At 63.2% G+C, this 26,771-nt stretch carries 23 protein-coding genes; 2 read left to right on the top strand and 21 right to left on the bottom strand.

The window, feature by feature from the left end; genetic code table 11:
* Positions 1-6: 6 nt before the first annotated feature.
* On the top strand, positions 7-2,355 hold the full coding sequence (locus tag B0G74_RS04785) for a Tex family protein (protein WP_132373870.1): 2,349 nt from the start codon (positions 7-9) through the stop codon (positions 2,353-2,355).
* A gap of 161 nt (positions 2,356-2,516) precedes the next feature.
* On the opposite strand, the gene B0G74_RS04780 is transcribed toward B0G74_RS04785, so the two are convergent.
* The 17 genes from B0G74_RS04780 to ndk form a co-directional block, all read right to left on the bottom strand.
* Positions 2,517-4,403: a potassium transporter Kup gene (locus B0G74_RS04780; protein WP_132373869.1), complete on the bottom strand. Its 1,887-nt coding sequence runs from the start codon at positions 4,401-4,403 to the stop codon at positions 2,517-2,519.
* A 283-nt stretch (positions 4,404-4,686) separates the two neighbouring features.
* Positions 4,687-5,277, bottom strand: a complete 591-nt coding sequence (locus B0G74_RS04775) for a phosphoribosyltransferase (RefSeq protein ID WP_132373868.1) — start codon at positions 5,275-5,277, stop codon at positions 4,687-4,689.
* Positions 5,278-5,280: 3 nt separating this feature from the next.
* Positions 5,281-6,627, bottom strand: a complete 1,347-nt coding sequence (locus B0G74_RS04770; RefSeq protein WP_132373867.1) for an adenylosuccinate synthase — start codon at positions 6,625-6,627, stop codon at positions 5,281-5,283.
* A gap of 203 nt (positions 6,628-6,830) precedes the next feature.
* Entirely contained in the window at positions 6,831-7,982 is a 1,152-nt protein-coding gene (locus B0G74_RS04765) for an ATP phosphoribosyltransferase regulatory subunit (protein ID WP_132373866.1), read from the bottom strand.
* 257 nt (positions 7,983-8,239) lie between these two features.
* A complete protein-coding gene (locus B0G74_RS04760) occupies positions 8,240-8,431 on the bottom strand; it encodes a DUF2065 domain-containing protein (protein WP_007181354.1) in 192 nt (63 codons plus the stop codon).
* A 44-nt stretch (positions 8,432-8,475) separates the two neighbouring features.
* The gene (hflC, locus tag B0G74_RS04755) at positions 8,476-9,378 is read right to left on the bottom strand and encodes a protease modulator HflC (RefSeq protein WP_132373865.1); all 903 of its coding nucleotides are present in this window, start codon (positions 9,376-9,378) and stop codon (positions 8,476-8,478) included.
* Between the two features lie 12 nt (positions 9,379-9,390).
* Positions 9,391-10,797 (bottom strand): FtsH protease activity modulator HflK, encoded by a 1,407-nt coding sequence (gene hflK, locus B0G74_RS04750; protein ID WP_132373864.1) that lies wholly within the window; start codon positions 10,795-10,797, stop codon positions 9,391-9,393.
* Positions 10,798-10,846: 49 nt separating this feature from the next.
* Entirely contained in the window at positions 10,847-12,034 is a 1,188-nt protein-coding gene (gene hflX, locus B0G74_RS04745; RefSeq protein WP_132373863.1) for a GTPase HflX, read from the bottom strand.
* A 57-nt stretch (positions 12,035-12,091) separates the two neighbouring features.
* Positions 12,092-12,328, bottom strand: a complete 237-nt coding sequence (hfq, locus tag B0G74_RS04740; RefSeq protein WP_006051315.1) for an RNA chaperone Hfq — start codon at positions 12,326-12,328, stop codon at positions 12,092-12,094.
* A 153-nt stretch (positions 12,329-12,481) separates the two neighbouring features.
* Positions 12,482-13,819, bottom strand: coding sequence for a ribosome biogenesis GTPase Der (der, locus tag B0G74_RS04735; RefSeq protein ID WP_132373862.1), 1,338 nt, complete (start codon positions 13,817-13,819; stop codon positions 12,482-12,484).
* Positions 13,820-14,276: 457 nt separating this feature from the next.
* Positions 14,277-15,422, bottom strand: a complete 1,146-nt coding sequence (gene bamB / locus B0G74_RS04730; protein ID WP_132373861.1) for an outer membrane protein assembly factor BamB — start codon at positions 15,420-15,422, stop codon at positions 14,277-14,279.
* Between the two features lie 86 nt (positions 15,423-15,508).
* Positions 15,509-16,138 (bottom strand): tetratricopeptide repeat protein, encoded by a 630-nt coding sequence (locus B0G74_RS04725; RefSeq protein ID WP_132373860.1) that lies wholly within the window; start codon positions 16,136-16,138, stop codon positions 15,509-15,511.
* A gap of 78 nt (positions 16,139-16,216) precedes the next feature.
* Positions 16,217-17,557 carry a histidine--tRNA ligase gene (gene hisS, locus B0G74_RS04720; RefSeq protein WP_132373859.1) on the bottom strand — a complete coding sequence of 447 codons (1,341 nt, stop codon included), beginning with the start codon at positions 17,555-17,557 and terminating at the stop codon, positions 16,217-16,219.
* Between the two features lie 20 nt (positions 17,558-17,577).
* Complete coding sequence (gene ispG / locus B0G74_RS04715) at positions 17,578-18,894, bottom strand: flavodoxin-dependent (E)-4-hydroxy-3-methylbut-2-enyl-diphosphate synthase (RefSeq protein WP_132373858.1); 1,317 nt, start codon at positions 18,892-18,894, stop codon at positions 17,578-17,580.
* A gap of 86 nt (positions 18,895-18,980) precedes the next feature.
* Positions 18,981-20,072 carry a helix-turn-helix domain-containing protein gene (locus B0G74_RS04710; RefSeq protein WP_132373857.1) on the bottom strand — a complete coding sequence of 364 codons (1,092 nt, stop codon included), beginning with the start codon at positions 20,070-20,072 and terminating at the stop codon, positions 18,981-18,983.
* A gap of 217 nt (positions 20,073-20,289) precedes the next feature.
* Positions 20,290-21,441: a 23S rRNA (adenine(2503)-C(2))-methyltransferase RlmN gene (gene rlmN / locus B0G74_RS04705; protein WP_132373856.1), complete on the bottom strand. Its 1,152-nt coding sequence runs from the start codon at positions 21,439-21,441 to the stop codon at positions 20,290-20,292.
* A 161-nt stretch (positions 21,442-21,602) separates the two neighbouring features.
* The gene (gene ndk, locus B0G74_RS04700) at positions 21,603-22,028 is read right to left on the bottom strand and encodes a nucleoside-diphosphate kinase (protein ID WP_012433533.1); all 426 of its coding nucleotides are present in this window, start codon (positions 22,026-22,028) and stop codon (positions 21,603-21,605) included.
* Positions 22,029-22,324: 296 nt separating this feature from the next.
* Here ndk and B0G74_RS04695 point away from each other — a divergent pair, with 296 nt between their 5' ends.
* The gene (locus tag B0G74_RS04695) at positions 22,325-23,023 is read left to right on the top strand and encodes a Bax inhibitor-1/YccA family protein (protein ID WP_106279488.1); all 699 of its coding nucleotides are present in this window, start codon (positions 22,325-22,327) and stop codon (positions 23,021-23,023) included.
* A gap of 129 nt (positions 23,024-23,152) precedes the next feature.
* Here the strand turns inward: B0G74_RS04695 and B0G74_RS04690 are convergent, their stop codons facing one another.
* The 4 genes from B0G74_RS04690 to B0G74_RS04675 form a co-directional block, all read right to left on the bottom strand.
* Positions 23,153-23,926: an MBL fold metallo-hydrolase gene (locus tag B0G74_RS04690; protein ID WP_132373855.1), complete on the bottom strand. Its 774-nt coding sequence runs from the start codon at positions 23,924-23,926 to the stop codon at positions 23,153-23,155.
* A gap of 7 nt (positions 23,927-23,933) precedes the next feature.
* On the bottom strand, positions 23,934-25,073 hold the full coding sequence (gene bamC / locus B0G74_RS04685) for an outer membrane protein assembly factor BamC (RefSeq protein WP_132373854.1): 1,140 nt from the start codon (positions 25,071-25,073) through the stop codon (positions 23,934-23,936).
* Between the two features lie 133 nt (positions 25,074-25,206).
* Positions 25,207-26,121, bottom strand: coding sequence for a 4-hydroxy-tetrahydrodipicolinate synthase (dapA, locus tag B0G74_RS04680; protein WP_132373853.1), 915 nt, complete (start codon positions 26,119-26,121; stop codon positions 25,207-25,209).
* Positions 26,122-26,164: 43 nt separating this feature from the next.
* Positions 26,165-26,764, bottom strand: a complete 600-nt coding sequence (locus B0G74_RS04675; protein WP_132373852.1) for a class I SAM-dependent methyltransferase — start codon at positions 26,762-26,764, stop codon at positions 26,165-26,167.
* Positions 26,765-26,771: the final 7 nt, after the last annotated feature.

Below are 26,771 nucleotides of genomic sequence, written 5' to 3'. Positions count from 1 at the left end.
GACCTTATGACGGAAACCGTAGCACTCAAGATCGTACAGCGCATCGCCGCCGAACTGTCCGTCCAGCCGCGCCAGGTCGCGGCCGCGGTGCAACTTCTCGACGAAGGAGCGACTGTTCCGTTCATCGCCCGCTACCGTAAGGAAGTGACCGACAATCTCGACGACACGCAACTGCGCAACCTCGAGGAACGCCTGCTGTATCTGCGCGAGCTGGAAGACCGGCGCGCCGCGATCATCGCCAGCATCGACGAACAGGGCAAGCTCAGCGACGAGCTGCGCGCCGCGATCGAAGGCGCCGACAGCAAACAGGTGCTGGAAGACCTGTATCTCCCGTACAAGCCGAAGCGCCGCACGCGCGCGCAGATCGCCCGCGAAGCCGGCCTGCAGCCGCTTGCAGACGGGCTGCTGGCCAATCCCCTGCTCGACCCGCAAACCGAAGCCGCCGCCTACGTGGACGCCGAGAAAGGCGTCGCCGACGTGAAGGCCGCGCTCGACGGCGCGCGCGACATTCTCTCGGAACAGTTCGGCGAAACGGCCGAGTTGCTGGGCAAGCTGCGCGATTACCTGTTCAACCAGGGCGTGGTGTCGTCGAAAGTGGTGGAAGGCAAGGAAAACGCCGAGGAAGAAAAATTCCGCGATTATTACGACTACGCGGAAACCATCCGCACCGTGCCGTCGCATCGCGCGCTGGCGCTGTTCCGCGGCCGCAATGCGGGCGTGCTGATGGTCAAGCTGGGCCTGGGCGAAGAACTCGACGCGCAGGTGCCGCATCCGGGCGAAGCGCTGATTGCGCGCCACTTCGGCATCGCCAACCAGAATCGTCCGGCCGACAAATGGCTTTCCGACGTGTGCCGCTGGTGCTGGCGCGTGAAGGTGCAGCCGCACATCGAAAACGAGCTGCTGACCAATCTGCGCGACGAAGCCGAGCATGAAGCGATCCGCGTGTTCGCGCGCAATCTGAAAGACTTGCTGCTCGCCGCGCCGGCCGGGCCGAAGGCCGTGATCGGCCTCGATCCGGGCATGCGCACCGGTGTGAAAGTCGCGGTGGTCGATCGGACCGGCAAGGTGCTCGCCACCGACGTGATCTATCCGCACGAGCCACGCCGCGACTGGGACGGCTCGATCGCGAAACTCGCGCGCATCTGCGCGCAGACGCAGGCTGAACTGATCAGCATCGGCAACGGCACGGCGTCGCGTGAAACGGACAAGCTCGCGAGCGAACTGATCGCGCGTCATCCGGAATTCAAGCTGCAGAAAATTGTCGTGTCCGAAGCCGGCGCGTCGGTGTACTCCGCCTCCGAACTCGCGGCGAAGGAATTCCCCGACATGGACGTGTCGCTGCGCGGCGCGGTGTCGATTGCGCGCCGTCTGCAGGACCCGCTCGCCGAGTTGGTGAAGATCGAGCCGAAGGCGATCGGCGTCGGCCAGTATCAGCACGACGTGAATCAGCGCGAACTGGCCCGTTCGCTCGATGCGGTGGTCGAAGACTGCGTGAACGCGGTCGGCGTGGACGCGAATACGGCCTCCGTCGCCCTGCTCGCCCGCGTCTCGGGTTTGAACGCCACGCTGGCGCGCAACATCGTCGACTATCGCGATGCGAACGGTCCGTTCCCGTCGCGCGAGCATCTGCGCAAGGTGCCGCGTCTGGGCGACAAGACCTTCGAACAGGCAGCCGGGTTCCTGCGCATCAACAACGGCGAGAATCCGCTCGACCGCTCGTCGGTTCACCCGGAAGCGTATCCGGTCGTCGAACGCATGCTGGCGAAGATCAGCAAGCATGTCGGTGAAGTACTGGGCAATCGCGAGGCATTGCGCGGTCTGTCGCCCGCGGAATTCGTCGACGATCGTTTCGGCCTGCCGACCGTGCGCGACATTCTGCTCGAACTCGAAAAGCCGGGCCGCGATCCGCGTCCGGAGTTCAAGACCGCGACGTTCCGCGAAGGCGTCGAGAAGGTCAGCGATCTCACGCCGGGCATGGTGCTCGAAGGCGTCGTGACGAACGTGGCGGCGTTCGGCGCGTTCATCGATATCGGCGTGCATCAGGACGGTCTGGTGCACGTGTCGGCCATGTCGACGAAGTTCATCAAGGACCCGCATGAAGTCGTCAAGGCCGGCCAGATCGTCAAGGTGAAGGTGCTGGAAGTCGACGTGAAGCGTCAGCGTATTGCCTTGACGATGCGGATGGATGACGAGGTCGGCGCGGCAACGGCGCGCAGCGGTGGCGGCGCCCAGCAGGATCGCGGCGGCGCGGGCCGCTCAGGCGGCGGTGGACGCGGCGCGCAGCAACAGCGCTCGCGCGAGCCGGAAGCGGGCGGCGCGATGGCGGCTGCGTTCGCCAAGCTCAAGCAGAAGTAAGTTTGCTGCTTTTAGGGCGCGTGATTCGCTCACGCGCTGGTTGAGCTTGTTGAGCGCCGCGCATTGCTCGATCCATCAAGCTCCAAACAAATAGCCCACGCATTCGCGTGGGCTTTTTGTTTGCGCCCTGCATGGGGGCGCTTGAAAATCAGCGGCAGCCGTCAGATCTCGATCTTCGTCCCCAACTCCACCACCCGATTAGCCGGAATACTAAAGAAGTCCGTCGGCTTCGCGGCATTCTGATGCATCCATGCGAACACACGTTCGCGCCACACCGACATGCCCGGCAGTTGCGTCGGCACCACCGTTTCGCGCGCGAGGAAGAACGACGTGTCCATCATCTCGAAGGTCATGTCGCGCGTGCGGCCGACTTCGAGCAGGACCGCCTTCACGTCAGGCGTTTCGTTGAAACCGTAGGCCGCCTTGACGAGATACAGGCCCCCGTCGATATCCTTGACCGTCACACGCTCCGAGTCGTTCACGTACGGAATATCGCGCGTCACGAAGGTCAGGAAGATGGTGCGCTCATGCAGCACCTTATTGTGCTTCAGGTTGTGCAGCAGGCTCACCGGCACGAGCGAATCGCTGCCGGTCAGATAGATCGCCGTGCCCGACACGCGATGTGGCGGATGCGCGAGCAATCCCTGCAGGAACGGCATGAGCGGGATACCGTCGGCGGCCGTGCGCTCCTTCACGATCATGCGGCCCTTGAACCAGGTCATCAGCAGGAAGAACAGCAACGCGCCGATGCCGAGCGGCAACCACCCGCCTTCTTCGACCTTCAGCAGGTTGGCGCCGAAAAATCCTAGATCGACCGTCATGAACACGCCGATGATCAGCGCCACCAGCAGCTTGTTCCAGTTCCACACGTTCACCATCACGACGCAGGCGAGAATCGTGGTGATCACCATGGTAGCGGTCACCGCGATACCGTACGCAGCCGCGAGATTGTCCGAACTCTTGAAGGCAATCACGATGCATAGAATGATGAACAGCAGCATCCAGTTCACCACCGGCACATAGATCTGGCCGATCGCCAGCTCCGATGTGTGCAGGATCTTCATGCGTGGCACATAGCCGAGCTGGATTGCCTGGCTCGTCAGCGAATAGGCGCCGGAAATCACGGCCTGCGAGGCGATCACGGTCGCGACGGTCGAGAGCACGACGAGCGGCAACAAGGCCCAGTCCGGTGCGAGCAGGAAGAACGGATTTTCGATGGCCTTCGGATCGTGCATCAGCAGCGCGCCCTGGCCGAAGTAGTTCAGCACCAGCGAAGGCATCACGAGGAAATACCACGCCATGCGAATCGGCTTGGCGCCGAAGTGGCCCATGTCGGCGTACAGCGCTTCGGCGCCGGTCAACACCAGCACGACCGAGCCAAGCACCACGTAGGCCTGCAGCACGTGCGCGGCCATGAAGGTGTAAGCGTAATACGGGTTCAGCGCACGGATCACATTCGGCGACTGCAGGATATGCCACAGGCCGAGCACCGCGAGCACCACGAACCACAGCACCATGATCGGACCGAACAGACGGCCGACCATCGCCGTGCCGTGCCGTTGAATCCAGAACAGCAGCACGAGGATCACCATCGTGAGCGGCAGCACCAGATGCGACAGATGGGGCGCTGCGATCTCCAGGCCCTCGACCGCCGAGATCACCGAAATGGCCGGCGTGATCACCGCGTCGCCGTAGAACATGCAGGCGCCGAAGATGCCGAGCATCACCAGCAAGCCGGCCATTTTCGACTTCTCGTCGAGCGAGCGCAGCGCCAGCGCCATCAACGCGAGCACACCGCCCTCGCCGTTATTGTCCGCGCGCATCACGAACAACACATATTTGATGCCGACCACGATCACGATCGCCCAGAACAGCAGCGAGATCACACCCAGGATTGATTGATCGGTCAGCGGAATGCCGTGAGACGGGCTAAAGGCTTCTTTCAGCGAGTACAACGGGCTCGTGCCGATATCGCCGAACACCACTCCGATCGCAGCGAGAGCGAGGGAAGGCAGAGGCTGTTTGTGCACGTGATTGTTATCTGTCATAAACGCGAGGAAATCCGTTCCCTGAGCGGAAAAACGACCGCCATTCTAAACTGCCAGCATGGCGCCGCCCGGCTTGTTGTGGATACACCACGTGATCGTCCGCGCAGTGTAGCACTGCGATATGAGCGCGTCTGCTGCACGAGCCGCATTGCCGGCATCGTCGATGCGCGGTTTGCGATGCGGGCGCGCGCGGCCCACACATAAAAAAAAACGGAGCCCGATGGGCTCCGTTTTGCGAGACTACGCGGGGTACGACGCAACACGTTCCGCGCCGTCTTGCGCATCACTCCCCCGACGACTCCTGCGCTTGCTGCATGCCACGCTTGATCCACGCACCGAGGTTATGCGGACGCACCGTGTCCCATTCCTCGAACGGTTGATGGATCCACGGATTGGTGGGCAGATACTGCACGTGGTAATCGGGCTTCACCTTCGAGCAGCCCTTGTACCAGAGCACCGCCGAACGCACCGCGGTGATCGCCGGATAACGCTCTTTCAGATGCTGCTGAACACGCGCGAGCGTCACGCCGGAATCGACCAGGTCGTCGACCAGCAACACGTTGCCGTGCAACTCGCCACGCGTCATGGTGATGTATTGCGCGATGTCGAGCTCGCCCTGCTCCGTGCCGGCTGCTTCACGATACGAACTCGTGGCGAGAATCGCCAACGGCAGATCGTAAATGCGCGAGAGCTGATCGCCGCCGCGCAGACCGCCGCGCGCGAGGCACAGGATCTTGTCGAACTTCCAGCCGGACTCGTGCACCTGCAACGCCAGCAATTCGATCAGCCGGTGATACTCGTCCCAGCCGACCCACAGGTTCTTGTCATCGTTGCGCGGATCTTTCATCGCAATCATGGGTACACCTTGCACCATGGCTTAAACCTTGAACGGATGACGAAGCAGAATCGTTTCGTCGCGATCCGGACCAGTCGACACCATGTCGATCGGAATGCCAGCGACTTCCTGCACACGCGACAGATAAGCGCGCGCATTCGCGGGCAGCTTGTCCCATTCCTTGATGCCGACGGTGCTTTCCTTCCAGCCCGCGAAGGTTTCGTACACCGGCTCGCAGCGCGCGACTTCCGACGAGCCGCGCGGCAGCAGGTCGACATGTTTGCCGTCGACCGTGTAGCCGACGCACAGCTTCACTTCGTCGAGACCGTCGAGCACGTCGAGCTTGGTCATGCACAGACCCGACACGCCGTTGATCTGGATCGAGCGGCGCAGCGCGGCGACGTCGAGCCAGCCAGTGCGGCGCGGACGGCCGGTGACCGAGCCGAATTCCTTGCCGACGGTAGCCAGTTCGAGGCCGATCGCTTCCTGACGGGCGGCGTTATCCGCGTCGTACAGTTCGCTCGGGAACGGGCCCGAACCGACGCGCGTGCAATACGCCTTGGTGATGCCGAGAATGTAGTTCAGCTTTTGCGGACCGACGCCCGCGCCCGCCGTGGCCGCACCCGCCACGCAGTTGCTCGACGTGACGTACGGATACGTGCCGTGGTCGATGTCGAGCAGCGTGCCTTGTGCGCCTTCGAACAGCAGGTTGCTGCCGGCCGCGTTCGCGTCGTACAGACGGCGCGACACGTCGGTGACCATCGGCTTCAGACGGTCGGCATAGCTGAGCATCGTGTCGAGCGTTTGCTGGAAGTCGACAGCGGCGACGCCCAGGTATTGCGTCAACACGAAGTTGTGATAGTCGAGGTTTTCACGCAGACGTTCGGCGAAGATCTCCGGCTCGAACAGGTCCTGCACGCGCAAACCGCGGCGCGCCACCTTGTCTTCGTAAGCCGGGCCGATGCCGCGGCCGGTGGTGCCGATCTTGCCCGCGCCACGGCGCGCTTCGCGGCCCTGGTCGATGGCGATGTGATACGGCAGGATCAGGGTGGTGGCTTCGGAAATGAAGAGGCGATTCTGAACGTCGACTCCGGCGGCTTCGAGCTCGCCGATTTCCTTGAACAGCGCTTCCGGCGACAACACGACGCCATTGCCGATGTAGCACGCGACGCCGGGATGCATGATGCCCGACGGAATCAGACGCAAGATGGTTTTCTTGCCGCCGATGATGAGCGTGTGACCGGCATTGTGACCGCCCTGGAAGCGAACGACGCCTTGAGCGTGGTCCGTCAGCCAGTCGACGATCTTGCCCTTGCCCTCATCACCCCACTGGGTTCCCACGACGACGACGTTACGCCCGGGGTTCACATTCACTGCGCTGGCAGACATGTTGTTTCGTAAGCTGGTTAAAAACGTATTCTACCTATGTTCGCGGAACCTTCCGAATTTTTCCGTTTCCGCTCAACGGTATGCACGTTATGTTGGGTATTGCGAAAGTAGCGCGGCCGGTGGCCGCGCAGCGTTTTAACGGCACGTTCGACGCCGTCTGACATGCCCTGGCGATCGCCCTCGGACGGGTCCGCGGAACGCGCTCAGTCGCGCGGTTCGACGACCCAATTTCCGTTGCGCTCGACCAACACGCGGTCGAACGCGAATTCGTCCAGATCGTGTTCGTGGCCAGGCAGCGCCTGAATCACCACTTCGCCGGCATCGCGCAACGCGGCGACGCTCACGCGCAGTGCTTCGTCGTGCTGCCACGGCGCGAGAATCGCGCTGCTGCGTGCTTCGACCGGCGAAATCCGCGCCACTTCGCGCAGATCGAGCGAAAAGCCGGTGGCCGCCCGCGCACGGCCGTACGCTTGGCCCACGTGGTCGTACCGGCCGCCGCGCGCCACCGCGTTCGGCACGCCGTCCACATACGCCGAGAACATCACGCCGCTGTGATAAGCATAGCCGCGCAGATCCGCGAGATCGATCATCACTTCGGCGCCGTCCACCTGGCTCGCGAGGAACGCGAGGTCGTCGAGCGCGCGGGCGATGGCCGGCGCGTTCGGCAAGCGCGCACGCGCTTCCTCGAGCACCGAGGCGTCGCCGTACAGCGTGGGCAGTGCGCGCAAGGCGTCGCGGATCACCGGCGTGAGGTTGGCCGTCAGTTCGACGAGGCGCGGCACGTCCTTGCCCGCCAGCGCGTCATAGAGCGACTGCCCGAGCTCAGCCGCGGCCGGCTCGGCTTCGATCAAGGCGGCGAGCACGCCCGCGTGGCACAGATCGAGGCGCACTTTCGCGAGGCCGGCCAGACGCAGCGCGTCGAGCATCAGTTGCTGGATTTCCAGGTCCGCTTCGAGGCCCGCGTGTCCGTAGATTTCCGCGCCGATCTGGATCTGCTCGCGCGTGGCGTGCAGGCCGCGCGGACGCGTATGCGCGACGTTGCCCGCATAGCAAAGACGCGTCACCCCTTGGCGATTCAGCAGATGCGCGTCGATACGCGCGACCTGAGGCGTGATGTCCGCGCGCAGACCGAGCGTGCGCCCGGACAATTGATCGACCAGTTTGAAGGTCCGCAGATTCAGATCGTGTCCACCGCCCGTCAGCAGCGACTCGATGTACTCGAGCAGCGGCGGCATGACCATCTCGTAGCCGTACGAGCGGAAACGGTCCAGCAAATGGCGCCGCAACTCTTCGATCTTGCGGGCTTCCGACGGCAGCACGTCGGCGATATTCTCGGGAAGTAACCAGGTCGACATCGATACAGTCCTACGACGTTGAACACGGCGGCTGGGTGCGCCGGTAAGTGAGTGTGAATGGCGGGCGGCGGCTCGATTTTGGCGGCCATCGCGGGTGTCCGGATTGCCTGCAACGACCGCATCCGGCTTTTGGCCGCAGAGCGATGCACTACGCGGCGTTCAGGCCGCGGCAGACGAAGGCGGCTGGTTGCTTGCGGCCGCGGGGCCATGACCCGCGCCGCCGCCAGGCCGCGAAGCCATCGGCAAAACAGGCCCGATCAAGTCACGATAAACAGCAGGATCAGCCCGAGCACCATCACGATCAAGCCGCCCACGCGAATCTGATGCGGCGGCCGTTCCGCTATTTTACGGAACGTGTCGCGCCAGGCGCTCGGAAAAACGAAGGGAAACATTCCCTCGATAATCAGCATCAACGCGATCGCGAGCAGTAACGAGCCGGCTATATCCATGCGAATTAAAGGGCCGCGATGCGGGTGCCGCGGCGTTCCGGTTATCAGGGTTTGCGCGGGACCGCGGGAGCGTCCGGGGCGGCGCCGCCGGTCGGGCTACGCATGAAGCGGAAGAACTCGTTGCTCGGGTCGACCACGATCACGTCGCCCGGCTTGAAGGTGTTCTTGTATGCCTGCATGCTTTGATAGAACTGGTAGAACTGCGGGTCGCTGCCGTAAGCGTCGGCGGCGATTTGCGCTGCCTTCGCATCGCCCTCGCCCTTGATGGTCTGCGCCTGGCGATAACCGTCCGCGAGAATCGCCTGTTGCTGGCCGACCGCATCTTCCTTGATCTTGTCGGCTTCGGCGGTGCCCTTCGCGCGTTCGTCGGCTGCGACCTGCTGGCGCGCGGCGATCATGCGCTTGTAGACCGAGTCGGCCATCGACGCGGGGAAATCGACGCGCGTCAACTGCACATCGACCACCGACACGCCGAGCGATGCCGCGGCCTTGTCCATTGCGGCGCGCGCTTCGTCGGCGACGGCCTGCTGCCTCGCGAGCGCGTCGGATAGCGTGACTTTCGCGAATGCATCGCCGAGCGCGCTACGCGACAGCAACGCGAGCCGGTCCGGCAGGCTCTGCGCATCGCCGCGGGTTTCGGCGAGCAGCTTGAGCGGATCGGTCACGCGGTATTTGAGGACCGGGTTGGCCAGCAGATCGATCTTGTCGGACGTCACGTAACGGTCTTCGTCCGGTGCGTCGAGCGACTGGATGCGGTTATCGACCAGCGTGACGGTTTGCAACGGCGGTGGCAATTTCACATGCAGGCCGGGGCCGAGCAGGCTCGGCGCCTCGTCGCCATGCGAGGACAGCACCGCCATGTGACGCTGATCGACGACGAACACCATCGACGAAGCAGCGAACAGCACGATGACGACAGCCACGACGAGCGCAATGATCTTGTTCATGATGTGCGCTCCTTATTGAACGTCGTCTTCGCGCATACGGCTGCGGAAGGAGTCGCGTGAACGCAGCGCGTCGCTGCTGGCTGCGGCCTGGCTGGCCGGTGCGGCAGCCGCGGCAGGTGCCGAGGCCGCGGAGCCGGTTGCAGAGGCAGACGGTGTAGCCAACGGCGATGCGGCACTGCTCGCCGCTTGCGGCGCGGCAGCGGCCGTGGCCGCGGCGCCGGCAGTGGCGCCCGATGCGGCAGCAGCGTCAGCGACCCGCTGGCGGGTCTGCTCGACCAGTTTGTCGAGCGGCAGATACAGCACGTTGTTGCTGCTCTTGCTGTCCACATACACCTTGGTCGTATTCGAATAGATCTGCTGCATGGTTTCCAGGTACAAGCGCTCGCGAATCACAGCCGGCGCTTTCGAGTACTGCGCGTAGACCTGCTTGAAGCGCTCGGCGTCGCCTTGTGCCTGGGCCACTGTCTTGTCGCTGTAGGTTTTCGCTTCGTCGATCTGGCGCGCCACGTCGGCCTGCGCGCGCGGCAGAAGATCCGCGGCGTAGGCTTCGGCGTCGCGCTTGGCGCGCTCGTTTTCCTGACGGACTTTGGCGGCGTCGTCGAAGGCGGCTTGCACCCGGTCGGGCACCTGCACGCCCTGGATCGTCACACCCGTAACGGCGAGTCCGGACTGGTATTCATCCAGGGATTGCTGGATCGCCGCCATCAGCTGCTGGCGAATTGTTTCGCGATCCTGATAGAGGATGTCGTTGGTGCTGCGCGCGCCGACGATGCTGCGCACCGCCGCCTGGCCAGCCTGCATCACGCCCTGATCCGGATCGACGCTGCGAAACAGATAGTCGGTCGGCTTGCGCACCTGGTATTGCACGGCGAAGCGCACGTCGACGATATCCGCGTCGTGCGTAAGCATCGACGCGTCTTTCACATTCGCGAGACGCACCACGTTATTGCGGCCGATCTCGACCTGGCGAATCTGGCCGATATTGACGAGCTCATGCGCTTCGAACGGATACGGCAGACGCCAATGCACGCCCTGCCCCGCCGTGTAGCGATACTTGCCGAACTGCATCACGACGCCGGCCTGACCGTCCTGCACGACGAACACACCGCTGCCGAGATAAATGGCCAGCAGCACGCCGATCACGATGCCCACGCCAATGCGCGCGCCGCGACCGTTGTCCGGACGGCCACCGCCAGCACCGCCGCCCTTGCGGCCGAACACGCGGCTCAACCGGCGGTTGAAATCGCGCCACATCTCGTCGAGATCGGGCGGACCTTCACCGTCTTTGGTCGGCGGACGCTTGGGCTCGTTTGGACGTTGCCGGTCGCCATTGCCTTCTCCCCGGCCCCAGCGCGGATCGTTCAGTGACAGCATGGCGCGCATGCGCAGCCAGATACTCCGCTCGTTGTAATCGTTCACCTGTGTTCGTTCACCAGAGTAGACAGCGGGTCAGTGCAATTGGAACGGGTCAGTGCCCGAATTCTGAGACCTTATGGTCGTCGCGTGGTGCTGCCGCCCGGTCTTCTTCCGAGAGATCGACCAGCGTTTCGGAAAGAGGTTCGGCAGTTGCGATTTCAGCGATGGCAGCGCGCAGTGTGTCCAGCCCTTGCCCCGTGCGCGCGCTCAAAAAGACGCGCGAAATATTACCATACTCGTCCCTCTCAACCGCGTCCCCACGGGCCGCCAACTCCGGCACCGCGTCGATCTTGTTGAATACCAGCACCTGCCGGATCGTGTCTGCACCGATTGCGTGCAACACCTCGTTCACCTGATCGATCTGGTCGAGCCGCACCGCGCTCGATGCATCGACCACGTGCAGCAGCAGGTCGGCGTGAATGGTTTCCTCGAGCGTGGCGCGAAACGCCGCCACCAGTTGGTGAGGCAGTTCGCGGATGAAACCGACCGTATCCGACACCACCACCTGCCCCGCTTCGTCGCCGAGATAGACGCGCCGCGAGGTGGTGTCCAGCGTCGCGAACAACTGGTCGGCGGCGTACGCCTGGGCCTTGGTGAGCGCGTTGAAGAGCGTGGATTTGCCCGCGTTCGTATAGCCGACGAGCGACACGGACATGGTCTGATTGCGGCTGCGCGCGCGGCGCTGCGTGCCGTGCTGACGGCGCAATTTCTCGAGCCGCGTCTTGAGCGCCTTGATGCGCTCGCCGATCAAACGGCGGTCGGTTTCGAGCTGCGTTTCGCCAGGGCCGCGCAAACCGATACCGCCTTTTTGCCGTTCCAGGTGGGTCCATGCGCGGATCAGCCGCGTCGACAGATACTGCAACTGCGCGAGTTCCACCTGCAGCTTGCCTTCATGGCTGCGGGCGCGTTGCGCAAAGATGTCGAGAATCAGACTCGTGCGATCGATCACGCGCCGATTAAGCGCCTGCTCCAGATTGCGCTGCTGCGCAGGCGCCAGAGCGTGATTGAAAATGACGAGTTCGATGTCGTTCGCCTCACACGCAAGACGCAGTTCTTCGGCCTTGCCGCTGCCGACGAACATCTTGGCATCGGGACTGGACCGGCGCCCGGTGAGGGTGACTAAGGGATTCGCGCCCGCGCTTTGCGCGAGCAGGCTGAGTTCTTCTAGGCTGGCTTCGAAATCGATCTTACCGAAGTCGATGCCGACAAGCGCTGCATTGATCAAATTGGAGGGTATCAAAATGAGGCGGCCGGGAGTAATCGCCAACGGGCGACGTTACGCCGGCCGCGACGGGGGTTAGGACTGTTCAGAATCCGGGTGGAAATTCACCGGACGGGCTGGCACGACTGTCGAGATTGCGTGCTTGTAGACCATCTGGGTGACCGTATTCCGGAGCAACACGACGTACTGGTCGAACGATTCAATGTTCCCTTGAAGCTTGATGCCGTTGACCAGGTAGATCGACACCGGCACATGCTCTTTACGCAGTGCGTTCAAAAACGGGTCTTGTAACAATTGCCCTTTGTTGCTCATAGCAAACTCCGTATTTTTTTGCAGGTTGACTTAATTGACGAGGAAGAAAAAGAGATCCACCGTCAACCGCTACACTATAGCCGATTTTCATTTTTGCGCGAGAGACCTGGCCAGGCGGCCAAAGCCAGCACACACGCGGGTTTCAGCCTGGAACTAGCCTTTGTCCGCGTAAGGGTTCGTCGACGATCTGAACTCTATGCGCAATGGAGTCCCAGTCAGCTTGAAAGTTTCCCGGAAGCGGTTTTCCAGGTAGCGTTTGTATGTTTCGGTGATCGCGTCGAGCGCGTTGCCGTGAATCACGATGATCGGCGGGTTCTGACCGCCCTGGTGCGCGTAACGCAGTTTCGGGCGCACCGGACCACGGCGGCGCGGCTGCTGGAATTCCACGGCATCGATCAATGCGCGCGTGAGCTTCGGCGTCGGCAGCTTGGCCATGGCGGCTGCGTAGGCGTCGTCGACGGAGCGCATCAACGGGCCGATCCCTGTTTTTTCCGCGGCGGAAATGAAATGGAATTTGGCGAAATCGAGAAATTCTAGTTTGCGCTCGAGGTCCGCCTTGGTGCGCTCGCGCACATGCGGATCGAGACCGTCCCACTTGTTCACGCCCACCACCAGCGCGCGGCCCTGTTCCACCACGAAGCCGGCAATGTGCGCGTCCTGCTCCGAAATGTCCTGGCGTGCGTCGAGCAGCAGGATCACGACGTTGGCGTCGGAGATCGACTGCAGCGTCTTCACCACCGAGAATTTCTCGATCGCTTCGAACACTTTGCCGCGGCGGCGCAGACCGGCCGTGTCGATCAGCGTGTACGGCTTGCCACCGCGTTCGAAATCGACGTAGATCGAATCGCGCGTGGTGCCCGGCATGTCGAACGCGATCACGCGCTCTTCGCCCACCAGCGCGTTGATCAAAGTCGACTTGCCCACATTCGGACGGCCGACGATCGCGATCTTCACGCCGCGCGCCGCTTTCTCGTCGTCGTTTTCTTCAGGCTGACCGGCGTAGGCGACTTCGAGCGCCTCGTTGATCATTTCGGTGACACCGTCGCCGTGCGCCGCGGAAATCGCGCGCGGGTCGCCCAAGCCGAGTTCGTAGAAGTCGGCGGCGACGGTGGTGTACTTCATGCCCTCCGCCTTGTTGACGACGAGGAAAATCGGCCGGCCGACCTTGCGCAGATAGTCGGCGATCGATTTGTCCTGTGGCGCGAGTCCATTGCGGCCGTCGACGATGAACACGACGATGTCCGATTCCTCGACCGCCTGGCGGGTTTGACGCGCCATTTCGTGCAGGATGCCGTCTTTCGCGACCGGTTCGAAACCGCCGGTGTCGACGACCAGATACGGCCGCTCGCCGGTGCGCCCTTCGCCATAGTGGCGATCGCGCGTGAGACCGGGCAGGTCGGCAACCAGCGCGTCACGCGAGCGCGTGAGCCGGTTGAACAGCGTGGATTTCCCCACATTGGGGCGCCCAACAAGGGCAATAACGGGTTTCATCAGATGTTGTTCACGGTGAAACGCGGGATCGAAATCGACCGCCCGCGTAGCGACGCCATGCGGCCGCTACACGGCAGCGTTTGACGAAAATTATCACGAATTCGGCCAGCCCCGGATGTGCTGTCAATATGCGCACCCGGGCGGACGGGGGTTTGGCTGTATGGGCGGCGCCATGGGGCCGCCAGGTTCAGTCTTTACTACTCGACGGCTCGCACGCCTGTTCGAATACGATTCTTTGCGGTACGTGCGAGGATGCCGCCGAAGGTGGTGCCGCAAGCAACCACCGATGGCCACGTGGGCCCGTGCGCCATGTCTGATCCGACTTGCCGGACCAGCCAGTCCGGCGAATTCTTCTGCTCACTCTGCCCTGCAACTACAACTCAAACGGAAAACCCGACAAAAACGCGCGCGGCCGGCAAAGCCGGCCTGCACGCCAGACGGCGATTGCCTCGCGCGATCAGCGCGGGCGGTAGCCGTACAGATCGCCGTCGTGCGTCAGTACCACCAGCGTTTCGCCGGCGAGCACCGGCGCCGCGGTAATCGGGCTGCCGTCGGTCTTCACGCGCGCGACGAGCGTACCGTCGTCGCGGGACAGGAAGTGCACGTAACCCTGGTAGTCGCCCAGTACCGCGGCGTGACCCAGAATGAACGGCACGCTCAGGTCGCGGTTCTTCAGCTTGTCGTTCTTCCACAGCGGCGCGCCGCTGCTGACGTCGAACGCCGATACCACCGACCAGTCGTCCGCCGCGACCACGGCGCTGTCATCCTGCGCCAGACCGCTCGTGCTGGAGAACGCCTTTTCCCACACGGCGCGGCCCGAGTTCGCGTCGAAACAGCCAATCTGGCCCTGGAACGTCACAGCGCAGGTTTCCGAGCCGACCAGCGTGGGCGGACCGGTCACGTCGTTGATACGCTCCACTTCCGTCACGCCCTTCGGATAGGACACCGGCGTTTGCCAGTAGTTGTCGCCCGTTTGCAGGTTGATCGCCGCGAACGCGCCGCCCGGGAAACCGGCCAGCACCGCCGCGTCGCCCGCGAACGTCATGCCCGACGACACGCGCAGATTGAGCGGCACCGCGCGATTGCGGTAGTTCCACTTCTGCTCGCCGGTTTGCGCGTTGAACGCGACGATCTGACCGTCGACCGTACGCACCACCACGAGGCCGTTGCCGACGAGCGGCGGCGAAATGATCTCGCCCGGCGCCTTGGCGGTCCACAGTTGCTTGCCGTCCGCGCCGAGCACGTAGACGTCGCCCTTCAGGCCGCCGACCGCCGTGAGCGTGCCGTCGCTGCCGACACCTGCCGAGAGGTCGTCGCGCAGCTTGACGCGCCAAACGTCCTGACCGGTCTGCGCGTCGATCTTCGCAACCGAACCGTTTGCGCCAGCCGCGTACACCGCATTGCCGACCGCAACCGGCGAGAACAGGTAACGCCCTGCCTTACCGACGCTCGCCTTCCAGGCCTGCTGCACGTCGAGCACGGGTTTGAACTCGGTGAGCGGCGTCGGCACGCGGCGCTCGTCTTTCGTGGATGAGCAAGCCGCCATGGTGAGCACGGTCATCGCACAGGCAACGGGCACAGCGTAACGTTTCAGCAGATTCATCGGTGGACGAAGCATTCAGGAAATTAATTAAAGGAGACCGGTTGGTCGTCGCATGCGGCGCTGATTGTGGCGCTCATATGCGGCGATCAGCCGCCCAGCGCGTCCAGCTTGAACTGAATCAACTGGCGTGCCGAACTATCGTTTTTCGACAGGGAGTCGAGGGCCAGCTTGTAGGCCGCGCGCGCATCGTCGCGCTTGCCTTGAGCGGCGAGCAGATCGCCGCGGCCGTTCGCCACGATGCCTTTGAACGCGTCGGACTGCGGCTCGGCGAGCAGCGCGAGGCCCTGGTCGTAAGCCTTGTCGTCGAGCAGCAGCGAAGCGAGGCGCAGCTTGGCGATCTGCTTGAACTCGTCATCTTTCGCGTGATCGATGGTCCATTGCAGTTGCGCCTTCGCGGCAGCTTCGTCGCCGGCGGCGTACAGCGCCTTGGCGGCGCCCAGCGCGGTCATCTGCGCATAGGCGGTGCGGCTGAACTTGTCTTCCATGTCGGTGGCGACGCGCGTAATCTTCGCCTTGTCGCCCGATGTCACGGCTTGCTGCACCTGGTCATACAGCACGGCGGCTTCCGCCGCCTCGCGCCGCTGCCAGAAATTCCAGCCGTTCCAGCCAGCCGCGGCCACCAGCGCCACCAGCACGATCCATGTGGTTGCATTGCCCCACTGCGCCCACCATGCCTTCAGACCTTCAATCGATTCTTGTTCGTCGTGGTAACTCATTGCCCGGCGATTTCCTCTTTCTTGCTACGTGTGCGTGTCGAACCCGATTGGGAACCAACCGGCTCGACGACATCGCGATCAGTCGTCGCCGTCTTCGGCGGTTGCAACCATCGCATTGATTAGAAATTCGGTCAAGTCTTCGGCCGGCACGTTTTGTTGCTCGTTTTTACCGCCGTTAGCATTTGTATCGCGCAGCGGTTTCACGCCGACCGTGCCGTTGGCGATCTCGTCTTCACCGAGCACCACGGCGAAGGCCGCGCCGCTTGCGTCGGCACGTTTCATCTGCGATTTGAAGCTGGCCGATTGACCGTCGGCACTGCAATGCAGGATCACGTCGAGGCCGGTGTCGCGCAGACGCTCGGCGATGATGAAGGCCTGCTCGCGCGCCGCGTCGCCCTGATGGACCACGTACACGTCGCAACCTTCATCTTCCGGGACGAGCTGCTCTTCTTTCAGCAATTCGAGAATCCGCTCGACGCCCATGGCCCAGCCGCATGCCGCCGTGGGCTTGCCGCCGAGTTGCTCGATCAGCGGATCGTAACGGCCGCCGGCCGCGACGGTGCCCTGCGCGCCGAGCTTGTCGGTCACCCATTCGAACACGGTCAGATTGTAATAATCGAGACCGCGCACGAGACGCGGATTGATCGTGAACGGAATGTTGTTCGCCTTCAGGATGCGCTGCAAACCTTCGAAGTGTGCGCGCGATTCTTCGCCGAGAAAATCGATCAGCTTAGGCGCGTTCAGCGCGACTTCCTGCATGGCCGGATTCTTCGTATCGAGCACACGCAGCGGGTTCGTGTAGAGACGACGCTTCGCTTCTTCGTCGAGCACGTCCATGTGCTTTTCGAGGTACGCGATCAAATCGACGCGGTGCGCCGCGCGTTCTTCCGCGAGACCCAGCGAGTTGATTTCGAGCTTGATGCCCATCAGGCCGAGATCGTCCCACAGACGCTGGCACATCATGATGATTTCAGCGTCGGCGTCCGGACCGGCAAAGCCGAGCGCTTCCACGCCGACCTGATGAAACTGGCGATAGCGGCCGCGCTGCGGACGCTCATGGCGGAACATCGGGCCGATGTACCACAGGCGCTTCGGGCCGTCGTACAGCATGTTGTGTTCGATCGCCGCGCGCACCACCGCTGCGGTATTTTCCGGGCGCATGGTCAGATTTTCACCGTTCAGCGCGTCGGTAAAGCTGTACATCTCTTTCTCGACGATGTCGGTCACTTCACCGATACCGCGCTTGAACAGCTGCGTATGCTCGATGATCGGCGTACGAATATTCTGGTATCCGTACGAACGCAGCATCGACTTGACGGTCGTTTCGAAAAATTCCCACAGCCCGGCTTCCTGCGGAAGGATGTCGTTCATGCCCTTCACGCCGGAGAGCTTTTCGAGCTTTTTCTTCTGTTCAGTCATCTGTCTTCGATAGCCGATATTTAGTTGAGCGCTTCGGCGCGGCCATAGCGGCGCTCGACGTAGTCACTCACGATTTGCTGGAATTCTTGCGCGATGTTTTCGCCACGCAGCGTCTTCACCTTTTCGCCGTCGATGAACACCGGCGCGGCCGGGTTCTCGCCCGAACCCGGCAGGCTGATACCGATATTCGCCTGCTTCGATTCGCCCGGACCGTTGACGATGCAACCCATCACCGCGACGTGCATCTTTTCGACGCCAGGATATTGATCGCGCCACACCGGCATCTGCGTGCGCAGATAAGTCTGGATTTGCGACGCCAGTTCCTGGAACAGCGTGCTGGTGGTACGGCCGCAACCCGGACACGCGATCACCATCGGCGTGAACGAGCGCAGACCCATGGTCTGCAGGATTTCCTGGCCGACGATTACTTCGCCGGTGCGCGAGGCGCCCGGTTCCGGCGTAAGCGAGATGCGGATCGTGTCGCCGATGCCTTGCTGCAGCAACACGGACAACGCCGCCGTCGATGCCACGATGCCCTTCGAGCCCATGCCCGCCTCGGTCAAGCCGAGATGCAGCGCGAAGTCGCAACGGCGCGCGAGTTCACGGTACACGGCGATCAGATCCTGCACGCCGCTGACCTTGCACGACAGGATGATCTGATTGCGCGCCAGACCGAGTTCGACCGCCCGCTCCGCCGAGCCGATCGCCGACTGAATGAGCGCTTCGTACATCACGCTTTGCGCTTCCCACGGCGTGGCACGCGTGGCGTTCTCGTCCATCATCTTCGCGAGCAGATCCTGATCGAGACTGCCCCAGTTGACGCCGATACGCACTGGCTTGTCGTACTTCACCGCGGCTTCGATCATCTGCGCGAACTGCGTGTCGCGCTTTGCACCATGGCCCACGTTGCCCGGATTGATCCGGTACTTGGACAGCGACTCCGCGCACGCGGGGTAATCGCGCAACAGCAGATGGCCGTTGTAATGGAAGTCCCCGACCAGCGGCACCGACACACCCATGCGATCGAGCTGCTCGCGCACGGCCGGCACGGCCGCAGCCGCTTCCGGCGTGTTCACCGTGATACGCACCAGTTCCGAGCCGGCTTGCGCCAGTTCCTTGATCTGGATCGCGGTGCCGATGGCGTCCGCGGTATCCGTGTTGGTCATCGACTGGATGCGCACGGGTGCGTCGCCACCGATGGTGACGAGCTGGCCGCCCCAACGGACGTCGACCGCGTGCGACTTGCGCCGCGCGGCCTGGCCGCCGAACACCGGCTCGTTGGAAACGATCTTGCTACTGGATTGGGATTGAGCTTCGGATTGCATCGAAAAACCCATTTACGCCGCATGCGCCACACAAAAGACGTAGCGCCTGAATTGAAAAAGCGCCGCGGACCGGTTGGCCGCGGCGCATACCGTATCTGTCAAGGCAGCGCGAAGCGCGCCACGTTGCCTTTGGCCGCCGCATATTTTGCGGGATCGACCGGCTGGCCATCGAGCGTCAGCGAGTCGAGACCGGCCCTGTTGCCGACCGTGACCTTGAACGGCGCTTCGCCCGTTACTTCCTTGGTGTCGCCCGCGTGCACGAGGCCGGAAAACACTTCCTTGCCATCTTTGCCACGCACGCTGAACCAGCTGTCCTGTTTTACGCTCAACGCAACGATCGACTGACCTGCAGCCGGCGCCACCGTTGCCGCCGACGCCCCCGCGACCACCGCCGGCGTACTTGCGCCCAGCGTTGCGGCAGCCTTAGGCGCGGCCGCCATTGCCGTGACTGCCGGCGCCGACGAAGGCGCCGCGCCGGTGGCGAGCGGTGCGGGCATCGGCGTAGCCGACGCTGCGTTGTCTGCTGCTGCCTGTGCGTCCGGCGCCGAAGCAGCCTCTTCCGCGGTGGCTTCCGAACCTGCCGATTGACCCTGCGCCACCGCGCCCGATGCGCCGGTCGCGCCGCCAGCGGCACTGCTCGCGCTCGCTTTCAATCGTGCAAGCCACGCCGACGAATCGCCGCCATTGGTGTGCCACATGCCGAGCGCAATCACGGCGACGATCACCGCCGCCACGCCCCACAACCATGAGCGGCTCTTCTGCCCACTGCCGCCCAGCGAGAGCGATACCTTGCCGCGCGGCAAATCCCTACCCGACGACGCCGGCATCGACAGATCCGGCGCCGGCACACCCTTTTCGCGACGCAATGCCGCCGTGAACGGCGTGGGATCCGCGCCGAGCATCTTCGCGTAGCTGCGCACCACGCCCAACGCGAAGGTCGTGTCCGGCAAGTGGCTGATGTCGCCCGATTCGAGCGCACGCAGCTTGATGGCGGACACCTTCAGACGCGCTGACACGTCGTCGATCGTCCAACCTTTCGATTCACGCAATTGGGTCAAGCGCGCGCCAGCCGCCGCCAACGAGTCCATGCCCGGCTGCACAACAGGCTGCACCGCCGCCCGTGCGACTGGCGCCGGATGGCCTTCGTTCGTGTCTGTGTCCTGCGGCTGCGGGTGCTGCGGCTCACTCATCCCAAATCCTTTCGCGTCGATTCTTTTTCACTTGTGCAACCCGGACGGGCTCAAGCCTCACGTCCGAATCGCAGACCGTTTATAACAAAATGTGCGGCCTTGTGCGCCGCTTCCGATCGCTTCTGCAAACTTTCTTTTCAATCGACACCGGCACAGCAGGCTGTCGCACGTTCGCGGAGCTTTCTCCGAACGCCGGCGCCCTGCCATCCCCGCACGATTACACGGCGCGAACCTCGATGATCTTCGCTGCCTTCCCGGTGCGCTCAGCGAGCCGTGTGCGGTCTTTCACCGCGCCGGCCAACTGACCGCAGGCAGCGTCGATATCATCGCCGCGTGTCTTACGCACCGTGGTGACGACGCCCGCGTCCATCAACACTTGTGCAAACCGTTTGATCTGTTCCGATTTCGAGCGGATGAGGCCCGATTCGGGGAACGGATTGAACGGAATCAGGTTGAACTTGCACGGCACGTCGCGCGTGAGCGCGAGCAATTCGCGCGCTTGTGCTTCGCTGTCGTTCACGCCGTCGAGCATGCAATATTCAAACGTAATGAAGTCGCGCGGCGCGACCTTCAGATAGCGCTGGCAAGCCGCCATCAGTTCGCGCAGCGGGTACTTCTTGTTCAGCGGCACCAGCATGTCGCGCAGCGGATCGCTGGGCGCATGCAAGGAGACCGCGAGCGCCACCGGCAGATCGGCGCCGAGCCGGTCCATCATGGGCACGACGCCCGAGGTGGACAGCGTGACACGGCGGCGCGACAGGCCATAGGCGTTGTCGTCGAGCATCAGGCGCATAGCCGGCACGACCGCGTCGTAATTGAGCAGCGGCTCGCCCATGCCCATCATCACGACGTTCGTGACGACCCGCTCGCCCTTGCCGTCGCCACCCGTTGCGCGGCCGCCGTCCACGCCGCGCGATGCGCGCAGCGCGAACTCAGCCATGCGCAGCTGGCCGATGATTTCGCCGGTGGTGAGATTGCGGGAAAAACCCTGTTTGCCGGTCGAACAGAAACGGCAGTTGACCGCGCACCCGGCCTGCGACGACACGCATAGCGTGCCGCGCGTTTCTTCGGGAATGTAGACGGTTTCAACCGCGTTGCTGTTGCCGACGTCGATCAGCCACTTGCGTGTGCCGTCGGTCGAAATATGGTCGCTGACGATGCCCGGCATCGAGATCGCGGCGCGCCCCTTGAGCTTTTCGCGCAAGGACTTCGCGAGATCGGTCATACCGTCGAAGTCGGCAGCGTTGTATTGGTGAATCCAGCGCTGCAATTGCTTGGCGCGAAACGGCTTCTCGCCCAGGCTGTCGCAGTAGGCGACCAGCCCTTGGGCGTCGAGGTCGAGAAGGTTGACGGTGGGACTGCTCGTCATATCGAATCCTGCCATTTCAGTGCGAGACTACGTTCATGCAACAAGCTGCATGAACGCAATGCCGTTCGCGCCCATTCCTGCTGCTTTTACCTTACTACTTTGCCGGGCGATTCGTGCGATAAATCCAGTCGGCTGCACGAATCGCGCGAGGCAAGTCCTGCTTAACGCGAGTAGACGTTCACTTGCGGGAAGAAGAACGCGATTTCGACGGCAGCCGTTTCAGCCGCGTCGGAACCGTGCACTGCGTTCGCGTCGATGCTGTCGGCGAAGTCGGCGCGGATCGTGCCCTTTTCCGCCTTCTTCGGGTCCGTTGCACCCATCAGGTCACGGTGCTTCAGGATGGCGTTTTCGCCTTCGAGCGCTTGCACGACGACCGGGCCCGAGATCATGAAATCGACCAGGTCCTTGAAGAACGGACGTGCTGCGTGCACGGCGTAGAACTTCTCCGCGTCGGCGCGCGACAGGTGAACCATGCGCGAAGCCACGATCTTCAGACCAGCGTTTTCGAAACGGCTGTAGATCTGGCCGATCACGTTCTTGGCCACTGCGTCCGGCTTGATAATCGACAGGGTGCGTTCGATCGCCATAAAAACTCCAAAAAATTAAGAGGTTACAGATTCAAATGAATCCGCTATTGTAGCATGTTCCCGTGTATGATTGCGATTGAACCCTTACAACATTGAAAGACTCCAAGCAGGAGTTTCCGAATACTGGTAGCGTAGGCGGTGTCGGTATTTTCCGGGCATTGAAACTCCCTGCCCGCGCGCCAATCTTAGGGATGTGAGCGCCGCGGCCGGCGACAGACATTCCCACCGGCGCAGCCCGACTCGCCACAACCCGCTTCACAACCATACGCATCACGCTTCTGAGGTAAGGAGAGACCATGAACGAACATCCGTATAGCTTTGGCCGCAATGGCGCGGTCAGCACGGTCGAAACGCGTAACCGCGTGCTACGGAACACCTACTGGCTGCTCGCGCTGTCCATGATTCCGACAGTGCTTGGCGCGTGGGTGGGCCTCACCACCGGTTTCTCGCTGTTCGCCGCCACGAGTCCGGCCATGAGCATGCTGGCGTTCTTCGCGATCGCCTTCGGCTTCATGTTCGCCATCCAGAAGACCAAAGACAGCGCGGCCGGCGTGTTCGTGCTGCTCGGCTTCACGTTCTTCATGGGCCTGATGCTGTCGCGCATCCTGAGCTTCGTGCTCGGTTTTTCGAACGGCCCGTCGCTGATCATGCTCGCCTTCGGTGGCACTGGTGTGATCTTCGCGTCGATGGCAACCATCGCCACTGTCAGCAAGCGTGACTTCTCGGGCCTCGGCAAGTGGCTATTCATGGGCGTGATCGTGCTGCTGCTCGCATCGGTCGCGAACGTGTTCCTGCATCTGCCGGCGCTCATGTTGACGGTGTCGGTCATGGCCATCGTGATTTTCTCGGCCTACATGCTGTTCGACGTTCAGCGCGTCGTGAACGGCGGTGAGACGAATTACATCACCGCCACGCTCGCGATCTACCTGGACCTGTACAACGTGTTCGTCAACCTGCTGGCGCTGCTCGGTATCTTCGGCGGCAACCGCAACTAAGCTTGCTTCGGGGGCGCGGCGTTCGAAACGTCTCGCCCTGAAAGAAAAAGCCCATAACGAGCGATCGTTATGGGCTTTTTTCATGCGCCGCGGCGTCGGAAGCGCCGGAAATCGAGCATCAGACGCGGATCACACGCTCAGCCACGCAAACCCCTCATCCTGCGACGCCACCACCACTTCCGTCGGCGCCGCGCCCAGCACACCGGCCATGGCGGCTTGCGCCAGCTCTGGCAAATTGTTCTGCTGGCTCAGATGCGCGGCAACCAGATGGCGCAACCGCGATCGATCAAGCGAGGCCAGAATTTCGGCCGCCGCGTCGTTGTTCAGATGCCCATGATTGCCACCGATGCGCGCCTTCAGCGACTGCGGATAGCGGCTGCCCGCCAGCATCCGCACGTCGTGATTGCATTCGAGCACCAGCGCGTCGCAGCCGCTCAGCACCGAGCTGATATGCGGCGTGGACGTGCCGACATCCGTCAGCACGCCGAGCCGGCTCGCGCCGTTCGAGAGCACGTACTGCAGCGGCTCGCGGGCGTCGTGCGGAACGGTGTAAGGGAGAATGCTGAGGTCGCCGATCGCCACCACTTCGTCGCCCCACAGCACCTGCAGGTCGACATCGGCTTCGTCGGCGCCCACCGCGCGGGCGGTACCCCAGCTCATGTACAACGGAATCGACCACTTGCGCGCCAGCGTCAGCGCGCTGCCAATGTGGTCGCTATGTTCATGCGTGATCAGAATCGCGTCGAGACCTTCGACGCTCGCGCCGAGCCGCGTCAGACGCCGCTCGACTTCCTTGGCCGAAAAACCGCAGTCGAGCAGTACACGCGTGGTGGTCGCGCCGCTTTGCGCTTCCACCAGCAAGGCATTGCCTTCACTGCCGCTACCGAGACTCGCGAACCTCACGGTCCGTTTAGTTCAGTTGCGCGTGCAGCAGCGTCACGATGCGCTGCGCGTCGGACGAATTGTCGACCTGCCCGTTCGCAGTCAGCACCGCCACCTGGGTCACCGTGTCGCCCTTCGAACGCACGTTGACGAGGAATTCCTGACCCGGCTTCTTCGACGAATTGCCGCTGTAGAACAGCTTGCCGAGCAGCCCTTCCTTCTTCAGTTCCTGCATCGAGTCCGCGTAGCGCACGTAGTAGATACCCTTCGCGCGGTCGCGGTTGTCGACGGTGAAGTTCGTGCGGTCGAGCGCCAGGCCCACGCGCAGCCATGCACGATCGAACGACTCCTGCAGGTCGAGCGTGGATGCGCCCGCGCTCTGATCGATCGTGGTCGGCGCGACGGCCGTGCGCGCGTCAGTCAGCAGTTCCTTCGATTGCGCTTCGGTCAAGCCGAACTTCTGCATCAGCTTGGTGAGGAACAGCGCCTCGAGCGCCGGATCGCGCGGGCGCTCTTCCCAACGCGACGACGTCTTGTCCTGCCCGGTCAACACTTCCTCCATGGCGCTGTGCGTAATGGAGATGTCGGTCGTGTCGCCCGGCGCACGCGACACGAGCGTGCGGAAGCTGTCACGCGTGCCCGACGAATACGCGAAGTCGATGACCTTGCCGACCGTGCGGCGGAACCAGTCGTCCGGAATGTTGGCGCGGTTTTCCGCCCAGTCGGTCGTCATGATGCCGGTGGCCGGCGCGTCGGTCTTCAGCACGAAGCCGTTCTCCTGCCAGAACTCCTGCAACTGCGGCCAGAGTTGGTCCGGCGAGCGGCCGTCGACGACCAGCCAGCGGCGATCGCCGTCGCGTTCGATATGCATGCCGAGCGGATCCTGCGCGTTCGGCTGGCCTTCGGTCGAATTGCCGGCGGCCGTGACCGCGCGCGTCTGCGCACCGCCCAGCGCCAGATTGGCCGGCGGAGCGACGTAGCGCTCGTCGGTCTTGGTGGTGCTCAAATCGTTCGGAACGGCAAGCGGCGGCGCGCTGGCCGCGCCCTTGTAGTTGACGCGGTCGGAAGCAAACCAGTCGTTCAGCGTGTCACAGCCGGCGAGCGTCGTGAGGGCAAGCGCCAGCGCCGCCATGCGGGTTGCGTGGAGGGAAAGTGCGGAACGTTTCATGAGGTCCTTCGTGATGCTGGAACGCGGTGCCTTGGTTCTGTGTGCCGGGAACGTGGGCTGGATCGACGTCGGTTAAGGGAGTGCCGGTGGCAGGCTTTCGTTGGCGCTGGTGGGTGCCGCGGAGGATATCCGCCTAGCCCAGCAGGCCCGCTTCGCGCAGCGCGCCGCGCACCACTTCGTGGTATTGCGCGTCGAGCGGCGTGAGCGGCAGGCGGATTCCGCCCTGCACACGACCCAGTTGCTGCAGTGCCCATTTGGCCGGAATCGGATTCGATTCGATGAACAGGTTCTTATGCAACGACAGGAGTTTCAGATGAATCTCACGCGCGGTCTTCGCGTCCGCGGCCAGGGCGGCCTTGCAGAGCTCGCTCATCGCGCGCGGCGCGACGTTGGCGGTGACCGAAATGTTGCCGTGGCCGCCGAGCAGCATCAGCGCGATCGCGGTGGGATCGTCACCGCTGTAGATGCCGAAGTGCGCCGGCGCGGATTTGATCAGATGCGCGGCGCGATCGATATTGCCGGTCGCTTCCTTCACACCGATGATGCCCGGCACCTGCGCGCAGCGCAAAATGGTTTCGTTGCTCATGTCCGCAACGGTGCGGCCCGGCACGTTGTACAGAATCACCGGCAGATCGACGGTTTCGGCGATCTTCGCGAAGTGGCGGTAGATGCCTTCCTGCGTCGGCTTGTTGTAGTACGGCACGACCTGGAGCGTGGCGTCGGCGCCGACTTCCTTGGCCTGCCGGGTGAGTTCGATGGCTTCGGTCGTGGAATTGCCGCCCGAGCCCGCGATCACCGGAATCCGGCCCGCCGTGTGCTCGACCGCGGTCTTGACCATCAGCACGTGTTCTTCGACCGACAGCGTGGCCGACTCGCCGCTCGTGCCGACCACGACGAGAGCGTTCGTGCCCTCCGCGACGTGCCAGTCGATCAGTTTGCGAAACGCCGGCAGATCGAGGCTGCCGTCTTCGAGCATCGGGGTGATGATGGCAGGAATGCTGCCGCGAATCTGAACGCTGTCGTTGCTGCTGTGGTTGCCGTTAGTCATGAAACGCCATGAATTTGATCAGGTAAACCGCGATTGTAGCGGATTAGCCAGCCAACTCGTAACAACGCGGAGATGCCGCCTGCGCGGGGTCGTCTGAGCGCTCCGCCTCCAGAATCGCGCAGATCCGCTGGACGTAGGCCGGGCGCGGCTGCGCGAGAAAACCGTCCTGAAAAGCGACCACCCTGAGCTGGCCGCGCACGCGATCGAGAAGCTCGCCGGGCGCCAGCAGAAACGCCGGATTAGAGGGTTTGCCGACGCTTTCGTTTCCTTGCGCGAAGGTCTCGTAAACCAGTACGCCGCCGGGCGCGAGCGCGCGCAACAACTGCGCAAAGAGTGGACGGTGCAGGTAGTTCGTCACCACGACGGCGGCGAATTTCGCGTCAGCGGGCAACGGCCACGCGGCGCCTTCCAGGTCGGCTTCGAGCGGGGTGACGAGCGGCTCGTCGCGCAGCGCGTCGAGCGCCGCCGCGTCGCGGTCGATGGCGGTCACCGGATGCCCCAGCGACGCAAAGAGCCGCGCATGCCGCCCCGCCCCGGACGCGACATCGAGCACCGCGCCGCCCGCCGCGACCAGATGCGCCCAATCGCGCACCCAGGGCGACGGCTCGCCCAATCCATGCATGGCGGTAGCGGGAGTGCTCATCACTTCG

The organism is Paraburkholderia sp. BL9I2N2 (genome assembly GCF_004339745.1).
GTDB lineage: Bacteria > Pseudomonadota > Gammaproteobacteria > Burkholderiales > Burkholderiaceae > Paraburkholderia.
This window is presented reverse-complemented; position numbering and strand designations above follow the sequence as displayed.